This window comes from Kingella sp. SNUBH-2017, from assembly GCF_028680565.1.
Lineage (GTDB): Bacteria > Pseudomonadota > Gammaproteobacteria > Burkholderiales > Neisseriaceae > Kingella_D > Kingella_D pumchi.
In genome coordinates this window covers 224,585-234,516 of sequence record NZ_JAPHVK010000002.1, presented here as the reverse complement: position 1 = coordinate 234,516, position 9,932 = coordinate 224,585, and the positions used below count along the sequence as shown (strand labels likewise).

Annotated in this window: 7 protein-coding genes; 4 read left to right on the top strand and 3 right to left on the bottom strand. The window is 60.0% G+C overall.

Translation table 11 applies throughout. The annotated features are described in order from the left end of the window. The first annotated feature begins 343 nt into the window (after positions 1–343). Positions 344–1,093 carry a DUF6796 family protein gene (locus tag OP500_RS03415; RefSeq protein ID WP_238746854.1) on the top strand — a complete coding sequence of 250 codons (750 nt, stop codon included), beginning with the start codon at positions 344–346 and terminating at the stop codon, positions 1,091–1,093. Positions 1,094–1,165: 72 nt separating this feature from the next. Here OP500_RS03415 and OP500_RS03410 read toward each other — a convergent pair whose 3' ends face one another. Continuing rightward, positions 1,166–5,005, bottom strand: coding sequence for a DUF3683 domain-containing protein (locus tag OP500_RS03410; RefSeq protein WP_238746864.1), 3,840 nt, complete (start codon positions 5,003–5,005; stop codon positions 1,166–1,168). 249 nt (positions 5,006–5,254) lie between these two features. Then, positions 5,255–5,926, bottom strand: coding sequence for a peptidoglycan DD-metalloendopeptidase family protein (locus OP500_RS03405; RefSeq protein ID WP_238746866.1), 672 nt, complete (start codon positions 5,924–5,926; stop codon positions 5,255–5,257). Between the two features lie 166 nt (positions 5,927–6,092). Between OP500_RS03405 and OP500_RS03400 the strand changes: the two genes are divergently transcribed. Continuing rightward, the gene (locus OP500_RS03400) at positions 6,093–6,560 is read left to right on the top strand and encodes an FxsA family protein (RefSeq protein WP_238746871.1); all 468 of its coding nucleotides are present in this window, start codon (positions 6,093–6,095) and stop codon (positions 6,558–6,560) included. 75 nt (positions 6,561–6,635) lie between these two features. Here the strand turns inward: OP500_RS03400 and OP500_RS03395 are convergent, their stop codons facing one another. Next, on the bottom strand, positions 6,636–7,700 hold the full coding sequence (locus OP500_RS03395; protein ID WP_238746873.1) for a 2,3-butanediol dehydrogenase: 1,065 nt from the start codon (positions 7,698–7,700) through the stop codon (positions 6,636–6,638). 269 nt (positions 7,701–7,969) lie between these two features. On the opposite strand from OP500_RS03395, the gene cysE reads away from it, so the two are divergent. After that, positions 7,970–8,776: a serine O-acetyltransferase gene (gene cysE / locus OP500_RS03390; protein WP_274070185.1), complete on the top strand. Its 807-nt coding sequence runs from the start codon at positions 7,970–7,972 to the stop codon at positions 8,774–8,776. 113 nt (positions 8,777–8,889) lie between these two features. After that, the gene (gene pip / locus OP500_RS03385; RefSeq protein ID WP_274070184.1) at positions 8,890–9,843 is read left to right on the top strand and encodes a prolyl aminopeptidase; all 954 of its coding nucleotides are present in this window, start codon (positions 8,890–8,892) and stop codon (positions 9,841–9,843) included. The last annotated feature ends 89 nt before the right edge of the window (positions 9,844–9,932 follow it).

Below are 9,932 nucleotides of genomic sequence, written 5' to 3'. Positions count from 1 at the left end.
TACCGGCAAAGCGGCCGGATGGGCGAGAGCCTGCACCTGCTGTGCGCACGGATTGCGGGCAGCCTGTTTGAGCGGCCGCAAACGCCGTATGCCCACTACGCGCGCCGAAGGCGGGAAAGGCTTGAACCGGCGCGGATGCAGGGGGTGTTGTTTTGAAGTCAAGTACTTGGCATGCTGATTTGTATGGGTTATTTATTCCGGACAGTAGTGCGCCTGCGCGGGAATGACGGCAGTTCAATGTTTCAGACGGTCTCAAAGTTCGTCTGAAAGCCGCAGCCGGTTGGACACGGCAGCGGGGTTTTGATTAAATGCGTTTGTCTGTCATTTACAATGGGGCACTACAATGAACGGCAATACACGGAATGAAAACGGCAGCGGCGACGAAAACCGGTTTTCAGACGGCCTTTTGGCCGCAGGCGCGGCGGCGGCGCTGTGTTGGAGCGCGGCCGATATGCTGCTGGTGGGTTTTGTGCCCGCTCGAGAAAAATACCCGCTGCTGTCGCAAACGCTGGCGGCGGATTTGGACGGCAAGGCGGATCTGGCTCTGCTGATGCTCGACGCTTCGCCCGGGCGGCTGTTTTACGGCGTTGTGTTTGCGACTTTTTCCGTGGCGCTTTATCTGGCGGCATCTTTCGGCGTTTACCGTTTGGCGGGCAGGGGGCGGGCGGCGGTGGCCTGTTTTGTGCTGCTGTTTTCGGCTTACGCGCTCTCGCCCTTGGGGCATGCCGGTTTCTACTATCTGGGCATGTCAGCGAAAACCCTGCTGCACGCCGCGCCTGCCGACCATGCACTGCTGCTGGAGCAGTTTGCCGCGTTTTATAAAGTGCTCGCCGTCCATTGGTGGGCTTCGGTGGGCAGTATGGCGGCGGCTTTTCTGATTTTGCTGGTGCAGACTGCGCGCGGGCGAACACTGCTGCCGCGTCGGGCGGCATGGTTTAACCCGCTGCCGCTTGGGGTGCTGATCGCTTTTTCGTGCCGCCTGTTTCCCGAATCCGCTTTGGCCGCTGCTGTCGGCGGCGCAACCTTCAATCTGGCACAGCTGGTGTTTTTTCTCTCCGCATGGTGCTGCCTGCAGCGCAAAAAGGCGGTCTGAAAAGCATTTCAGACGGCATTTGTTTTTTTGGGCAGTAGTTTGGATAACGGCGTTTTCAGACGGCCTTTACCCCTACAACCTAATCTTCTCCACCCCGCCGGCGTTGGCTTTTTTGACAAACTCATCGAGCCAGTTTTCGCCCAGGATGTGCCGCGCCATTTCGATGACGATGTAGTCGGCGGGCATATTGTTGTCGTCGGCGTAGCGGCTTAAGCCCTGCAAACAGGCGGGGCAGGTGGTGAGCATTTTTACCGGTTCGCCCTGCGGCAGTTGTTTCAGGTTTTTCTCGATTTCTTCCTGTTTGCGGAATTTGACCTGGGTGGCGATGTCGGGGCGTTTGACGGCGAACATGCCGCTCTCGCCGCAGCAGCGGTCGCTCAATACGACTTTTTGGCCGATGAGCTCGCTCGCCATTTGGGTGGCGTTCATGGTTTTGATGGGAGTGTGGCAGGGGTCGTGGTACAGGTATTGCTGACCCTGCACGCCATTGAGTTTCACGCCTTTTTCCAACAGGTATTCGTGGATGTCGATGATGCGGCAGCCGGGGAAGATGTCTTCAAAACGGTATTTTTCGAGCTGGTCGTAACAAGTGCCGCAGCTGACGACGACGGTTTTGATGTCGAGATAATTCAGGGTGTTGGCCATGCGGTGGAAGGCGACGCGGTTGTCGGTGCTCATTTTGTCGGCGCGCTGGCGGTCGCCGCTGGCTTCCTGCGGATAGCCGCAGCACATATAGCCCGGCGGCAAAACGGTTTGCACGCCGACATGCCAGAGCATGGCCTGCACGGCCAGGCCGATTTGGCTGAACAGGCGCTCTGAGCCGCAGCCGGGGAAGTAGAACACGGCTTCGGCGTCTTCCGCGCTTTGCGGATTGCGGATGATAGGAATGCTTTTGTCGTCTTCGATGCCGAGCATGGCGCGCGGGGTTTTGGCGGGCACGCTTTTGGGCAGCGGGCGGTTGATAAAGTGGATAACTTGTTCTGTTACCGGCGCTTTGCCGACGGTGGCTTTGGGTTCGGCTTTTTGTTTTTTGGTGCCCAGCGGCAGCAGTTTGCCGACTTTGTAGGCGAAATGCTGGGCGGGGAAGCCGGTGCGCACCATGGCGGTGCGCAGGGCTTTGATGGCGCGGGGGCTGGTGGCGTTGAGCAGGGCTTGGCCGACGGCGGCTACGGGCGTGCTGCGTTTGTGGCCGGCATCGGCAAGATAATTGCGCACGGCCACGGTTACGTCGCCGAAGTCGATGTTGACCGGGCAGGGTTTGACGCAGCGGTGGCAGACGGTGCAGTGGTCGGCGATGTCGCCGAGTTCTTCAAAGTGTTTCACCGAGATGCCGCGCCGCGTCTGCTCTTCGTATAAAAAGGCTTCAGTGAGCAAACCCACGCCGAGAATTTTGTTGCGCGGGCTGTAGAGCAGGTTGGCGCGGGGAACGTGGGTGGAGCAGACGGGCTTGCATTTGCCGCAGCGCAGGCAGTCTTTCACCGATTCGGCGATGGTGCCGAGTTCGGATTTCTCCATAATCAGCGATTCCGCGCCCAAAAGCTCGAACGAGGGCGTGTAGGCGCGGCGCAGGTCGGAGCCTTTCATCAGTTTGTGGCGGTTGAAGCGGCCTTGTGGATCGACGCGCGCTTTGTAGTCCCAAAAGGGCTGCATTTCTTCGTCGGTGAGAAATTCGAGCTTGGTGATGCCGATACCGTGTTCGCCGGAAATCACGCCGTTCAGACGGCGTGCGATGCGCATGATGCGCTCAACCGCGCGGTGGGCGGTTTGCAGCATTTCATAGTCGTCTGAATTGACGGGGATATTGGTGTGGACGTTGCCGTCGCCCGCGTGCATGTGCAGGGCGACAAACACGCGACCGCGCACGGTTTTGCTGTGGATTTTGCCCAGCGCGGCGTTGATTTTGGCATCGGCCTTGCCGCTGAAAATATCGGCCAAGGGCTTCATCACATCGGTTTTTACCGACACACGCAGCCTGAAATCTCGAAATGCGATAAAGCAGCTCTCGTCGTCGCGCGCTTCCGAAGCAGCCTGAACGGCGCTGCCGAACAGGGTTTTATAGTCGGCCAGGGGAGAATCGAGATGATCGAGCAGCCATTGCCAGCGTTCGCGCACGGCTTGAACATGGGCGAGCGCGTGGCGGGCGCGGTCGCCCAATAATTCGGCGCTGGGCAGGTCGGTGTCCATTTTGTCCACCGGCAGGCTGCCTGAAAGATATTGGATCAGCGCGTCGCACAGTTTGAGCTTGTTTTGAATCGACAATTCGATATTGATGCGCTCGATGCCGTCTGAATACTCGCCCAGCCGCTCCAATGGAATCACCACGTCTTCGTTGATTTTAAAGGCGTTGGTGTGTTTGGCGATGGCGGCGGTGCGGCTGCGGTCGAGCCAGAAGGTTTTGCGCGCTTCGGGGGACACGGCGATAAAGCCTTCTCCTTCGCGCGCGCGCGCCAACTCGCAAATGTGCTCGGCAGCCGCGGATACGGCGGCTTCGTCGTCCGACACAATATCGGCCAGCAACACCATTTTCGGCCGCCCGCGTCCGGCCGCTTTGGTGGCGTAGCCGACGGCGCGGACATAACGCCAGTCCAAATGCTCCAAACCGGCCAGCCGCACGCTCTCGTGTGCGAGCAGGTAATCGCGGATTTCGACAATCGACGGCGTGGCTTTGGCCACCGTGCCGAAAAATTCCATGCACACCGTGCGCGTGTGCTTGGGCATGGTGTGCAGCACAAAGGCCACGCTGGTGATGATGCCGTCGGTGCCTTCTTTCTGCACGCCCGGCAGGCCGCTGAGGAATTTGTCGGTAACGTCTTTGCCCAAGCCGACTTTGCGGAATTTGTGGCCGGGAATTTCCAGCCGCTCGGTTTTCACGGCTTTAAGGCCGTCTGAATCGAGCGTGTGCACGTCAAACACCGCCGTTTTTTCGTCGTGGATTTTGCCGAAATTGTGGCGCACGCGCTCGATGCGCAGCCATTCGCCCTGCGGGTTCACCATCTGCCAATAGGCCAGATTGTCCAGCGCCGTGCCCCACAACACCGCCTTTTTGCCGCCGGCGTTCATCGCCACATTGCCGCCCACGCAGGATGCGTCGGCCGAAGTCGGGTCAACGGCAAACACCAGCCCCGCCTGATGCGCGGTTTCTTCCACCCGCCGCGTTACCACGCCCGCGCCGCAATGGATGATGGGATGCTTTCCGTCCAAACCGGCCAGCGGCACATACTGCACGCCGCCGTGCAAATCGAGTTTTTCGGTATTGATCACCGCGCTGTTGGCATCCAGCGGCACCGCTCCGCCGGTGTAGCCCGTGCCGCCGCCGCGCGGAATAATCACCAGATCCAGCTCAATCAGCGCGCGCACCAGCGGCGCGACTTCGGCTTCGGTATCGGGGTTGACCACCACAAAGGGATATTCCACGCGCCAGTCGGTAGCGTCAGTCACGTGCGTTACCCGCGCCAGCCCGTCAAACATAATATTGTGCGGCTTGGTGATTTTGGAGAGCCGCTGCAAGATGCGCTCGCGCTTGGCGCGGGTGTCGTCAAAACTTTCGTCAAAATGCTTCACCGCCGCTTCGGCCGCCGCCACGAGTAGGGCAACCTGCGGATTGTCGTCGCGCCGCTTGTGGATTTCGCCCAAACGGTGGCGCATCTCGCCCACCAAAGCCGCGCGGCGCTTGGGGTGCGCGAGCAAATCGTCGACCAGATACGGATTGCGCTCCACCACCCAAATATCGCCCAACACTTCAAACAGCATCCGCGCCGAGCGGCCGGTTTTGCGCTGCGCGCGCAAGTCTTCCAGCGTCTGCCAGGCTTCATTGCCCAACAGGCGGATGACGATTTCGCGGTCGGTGTAGGAAGTATAGTTGTAGGGGATTTCGCGCATACGCGCGGGGGCGGCGGTGGTGTTTGCGGTCATGGCGGTGTCCTTTTAAAGCCGCGCTTAAGCCGTGCCGTTTTCAGGCTGCTTGGCGGGTGGCGGCGGTATTTGTTTTTCTTGGTGTCAAGAATTGTAAAGGATTTTCCCTGCGGCGGCGTGAAAAATATTTGCGCCGGCCATGATTCGCTTGCGGCTTGCCGCTGCAGATTGCAGGCAGCCTGAAAGCGCCGCCCAAAGTTTTCAGGCTGCCTTTTGCGGGAAAAGGCAGCCTGAAAGCAAAAAACGGCTTTATTTGAAATACTCTTCCGGATTGACCGGTTTGCCTTTGCGGCGCACTTGGAAAAACAGCGCTTCTTCGCCGGCCGGGCTGCGGCCGGATACCGATACCTGCTGGCCGGCGGCCACTTTGGCGCCTTCGGCCACCGAAATGCTGCTGTTGTAGCCATACACCGTGATCAGATCGCCGCCGTGGTTGAGAATCACGATTTTGCCGTAGCTTTTCAGATTGCCGGAATAAACCACCGAGCCAGCGGCGGCGGCGCGTACCGGTGTGCCGCTGGCGGCGGCAAACTCCATGCCGCGCAGGCCGGGGGTAAAGGGTTTGAGCACCGCGCCTTCCAACGGCCGCTGCAGCCGGCTGGGCGCACTGGATGGCAAGCCGCTGTTGCTGCCGCCGGCAATGCTGCCGCTGCTGCGCGTTGCCGCCGGCGCGGTGCCGGCGTTTTTCGCCACCCGCAGCATCTGGCCGGGCACGATGGTATCGCTGCGCAGGCCGTTCCAGCTTTTCAGGCTGCCCAGATCCACGCGGAAGCGGCGGCTGATTTTATACAGAGTGTCGCCGCTTTTGACGCAGTAGTGGCCGGGTGCGGCTTTGCCGCAGCCGCCGGCGTTTTTGGAAGCGCTGCCGGCGCAGGCGGCCAGCAGCAGGGCGGAAAGGATCAGGGGCAGGTTTTTTTTCATCGTTTTTCCCGAAGTAAAAAATTCATTCTAACAAACGCCGCCGGCTGCCGCCACCCGCGCGCTTTACGCGTTTTTACAGCAAAAAAACGCCGCCGCCCTTGCAAAGCGGCGGCGGCGGCTTTATTTGAACGCAGAATTTCCACCCTTCGCGCGAGAAAGGATAACAATGCGCCCTTTGCTGACCCTGCTTTTGGTCTTTGTGGTTTTGGATGTGCTGTCGCTGTTTTGGGCGGCGAAAATAATCGGCGGCCTGGCCGTTTTCGGCCTGCTGCTGCTGGCTTTTGTTGCCGGCTCTTCGCTCTTGGGCGGCGGGCGGCTGTCGCGGATTATGCTGCTGGGCGGCCTGATGGGCGGCGGCACTTCGCTGTATCGCGCCCTGCTGCCGCTGCGCATTCCGCTGGCCGGTTTGCTGCTGCTGATGCCCGGCTTTCTTTCTGACATCGTCGCGCTCTTTTTGCTGCTGCCGCTGGGCGGCGGGCAAAGTGCCGGCGCCGCAGGTCAAAACGGCTTCGATTCCAACCGTTTTTCCCAAGGCGGTTTCAGCCAAAGCGCCCCTTTTGAGCGCGGTGTTGGCGACGGCGACATTATCGAAGGCGAGTTCGTGGTGCGCGATAAAAACAGCAAACAGCCCTAAGCAAGCGGCTTTGCATATCAAAGGCAGCCTGAAAAGTTTTCTACGCTTTTCAGGCTGCCTTGTCGTTTTAAACGCTTACAGATTCGGATTAACGATAATCTTCACCGCCGATTCGTTGTTGTGGATCAGGCGCTCGAAGCCTTCGGAAATCAACTCGTCCAACTTGATGCGCTGGGTGATAAAGGGTTCGAGATTGACCTTGCCCTCTTCCACCAGCTTGATGGTTTCGGCGTGGTCGTTGCAGTAGGCGATGGTGCCACGCACGTCCAATTCCTTCATCACCACGCTGTGCACGCTGACGGTGGCCGGATGGCTCCAAATCGACACGATCACCAGATTGGCCGCCGGTTTGCAGGCTTCCACCAGCGTATCGAGCACTTTGTTGACGCTGGTGCATTCAAACGCCACGTCCACGCCCTCGCCGCCGGTGAGCTTGCGCACTTCTTCGACCACATCCACTTCTGACGGATCGAGAATATGATCGGCCACGCCCGATTCGCGGGCTTTGTCTTTGCGCGCTTTGCTCAATTCGGTGATGATGACTTTGATGCCTTTGGCTTTGAGCACCGCAGCCAAGAGCAGGCCGATGGGGCCGGCGCCGCCGACCAGCGCCACGTCGCCCGCTTTGGCGCCGCTGCGCACATAGGCGTGGTGGCCGACGGCCAAGGGTTCGATCAAAGCAGCCTGATCAAGCGGGATTTTGTCGGAAATCGGATGCACCCAGCGGCGTTTGACGGCGATTTTTTCCGACAAACCGCCGCCGCGCCCGCCCAAGCCGATAAAGTTCATGTCTTTGGAAAGATGGTAGTTGCTGCCCGGGCCGGTGGGAACGTCGTCGCGCACGATATAGGGCTCGACCACCACATGCTGGCCGACCTTGATGTCGTCCACGCCCTCGCCGACGGCATAGACCACGCCGGAAAACTCGTGCCCCATCGTTACCGGCGCCGATTCGCCGGAAATCGGATGCGGATGGCCGCAGGGCGGAATGAAAATCGGCCCTTCCATAAACTCGTGCAGGTCGGTGCCGCAGATGCCGCACCAGGCCACCTGGATGCCGACCGTGCCGGGGGCTACGGTAGGCTCGGGGATGTCTTCGATGCGGATGTCGCCTTTGTCGTAAAAACGTGCTGCTTTCATTGTGAAGCTCCTTATGGAAAAAAGACGGGTGCCAGACCGCACGGCTTCCGACTGCCGCCGCACGGCAGGCGCGGCCATTATACGCCTGCATTTGGGTAACAGACAGCCTGAAATCATTGTCGGCAAAAAGAAAAAGCAGCCTGAAAAACACCCGCCCGTTTTCAGGCTGCCCCAGCCGTTTTTCCGCCTGCAGGCAGCCTGAAACGCCGGCTTTATCAAAAGCGGCAAAGCCAGTATAGTTCGCCCCACGACACCATAAGGGGAACACCATGCCCAACCGATTCAATTTCAATATGTGGCAGACCATCCGCAGCGAAACGGCCGCCGCCGCCGCCGAAGAGCCGATGCTGGCGAGTTTTCTGCACCTGACGGTTCTGCGCCACGACAGCCTGGCCAAAGTGCTGGCCTTTCATCTGTCGAGCAAACTCTGCGGCAGCACCATGGACGCGCGCGCGCTCAACGAAATCTATCTGGAAGCGCTGGAAGACGATCCCGAAATCGTCGAAGCGGCGCAGGCCGACATCAACGCCTGCTACGAGCGCGACCCGGCTTGCGATCGCTATTTCCTGCCGCTTCTGTATTTCAAAGGCTTTCACGCCATTCAGGCGCACCGCATCAACCACTGGCTGTGGGAGCGCGGTCGCGGCACGCTGGCGTATTTCCTGCAAAACCGCGCCTCCGAAGTCTTCGGCATCGACATCCACCCCGCAGCCCGCTTCGGCCGCGGCATTATGTTCGACCACGGCACCGGCATCGTTATCGGCGAAACCGCGGTGCTGGGCGACGACATCTCGATTCTTCACGGCGTCACTCTCGGCGGCTCGGGCAAAGAATCGGGCGACCGCCACCCCAAAGTGGGCAATGGCGTGATGATCGGCGCCAACGCCTCGATACTGGGCAACATCCGCATCGGCCACTGCGCCAAAATCGGCGCCGGCAGCGTGGTGGTGCGCGATGTCGATGCGCAGACCACCGTGGTCGGCGTGCCGGCCAAAACCGTCGGCGTGTCCACCAACGTCCCCGCCGACGATATGGACCAGAGCTTCAGCGCCGACGATTATCTGTTTGTGATTTGAGTTTTCAGGCTGCCTTTTCCCGCAAGGCAGCCTGAAACCTGAAAAGCAGCCTGAAACCTGAAAAAGCAGCCTGAAACCTGAAAAAGCAGCCTGAAAACACGAAAGGAAAAACCATGCACCCGATTCGGGAACCCCACCAAAGCGGCATGCTTGCCGTCTCCGAGCGCCACCGCATCTATTGGGAAGAATCCGGCAATCCCGAAGGCATCCCCGTCATCTATCTGCACGGCGGCCCCGGCGCCGGCACCGCCCCCGCCTGCCGCGGCTTTTTCAACCCCGAAAAATACCGCATCGTGCTGATCGACCAGCGCGGCAGCGGCCGCTCCGAGCCGTATGCCGACATCGAAGAAAACACCACCTGGGATTTGGTGGCCGACATCGAAAAAGTGCGCACCATGCTCGGCATCGACAAATGGCTGGTTTTCGGCGGCTCGTGGGGCAGCACTCTGGCTCTGGCCTACGCCCAAAGCCACCCCGAAGCCGTGCTCGGCCTGATTCTGCGCGGCATCTTCCTGTGCCGCCAAAGCGAAATCGACTGGCTGTGCCAAAGCGGCGGCAGCAACCGCATCTACCCCGACGTATGGCAGGACTTCCTTGCCCCCGTGCCGGCCGACGAGCGCGGTGATTTGGTCGAAGCCTACCGCCGCCTGCTCAGCCCCGACAATCCCGACCGCGAACAAATGCTCGCCGCCGCTTCGGCCTGGGCCAGGCAGGAAAGCCACATTATCTGTTTGGAACACGACCAAAAAGGCGTCGATTACTACAACGACGGCATGGCGGCGCTGGCGATTTCGCGCATCGAAAACCACTATTTCGTCCACCGCGGCTGGCTGGACGGCGAAAAAGCGATACTCAACAACATCGACAAAATCCGCCACATCCCCACCCGCATCGTCCAAGGCCGCTACGACATCTGCACCCCGCCTACTTCGGCCTGGGATTTGCAGCAGGCCTTCCCCGAAGCCAAGCTGGAATGGACGCTTGCCGGCCACACCGCTTTCGAGCCGGCAACCGCCAAAGCACTGGTGGCCGCCACCGACTATTTTGCCGAACACGGCACCTTGTAAGATGGTTTCGCAGTAAAATCCGAGCAGCCTGAAAAACTTTCAGGCTGCCTGATCCGACGGCCTTTGCCGTCGTCTTTTCCCTCCCACAA

What these genes read in the sequence shown, in the direction of transcription:
- OP500_RS03405 (WP_238746866.1), bottom strand. Translation starts at nt 5,926, where the DNA reads ATGAAAAAAAACCTGCCCCTGATCCTTTCCGCCCTGCTGCTGGCCGCC.
- OP500_RS03410 (WP_238746864.1), bottom strand. Translation starts at nt 5,005, where the DNA reads ATGACCGCAAACACCACCGCCGCCCCCGCGCGTATGCGCGAAATCCCC.
- OP500_RS03395 (WP_238746873.1), bottom strand. Translation starts at nt 7,700, where the DNA reads ATGAAAGCAGCACGTTTTTACGACAAAGGCGACATCCGCATCGAAGAC.
- OP500_RS03400 (WP_238746871.1), top strand. Translation starts at nt 6,093, where the DNA reads ATGCGCCCTTTGCTGACCCTGCTTTTGGTCTTTGTGGTTTTGGATGTG.
- cysE (WP_274070185.1), top strand. Translation starts at nt 7,970, where the DNA reads ATGCCCAACCGATTCAATTTCAATATGTGGCAGACCATCCGCAGCGAA.
- pip (WP_274070184.1), top strand. Translation starts at nt 8,890, where the DNA reads ATGCACCCGATTCGGGAACCCCACCAAAGCGGCATGCTTGCCGTCTCC.
- OP500_RS03415 (WP_238746854.1), top strand. Translation starts at nt 344, where the DNA reads ATGAACGGCAATACACGGAATGAAAACGGCAGCGGCGACGAAAACCGG.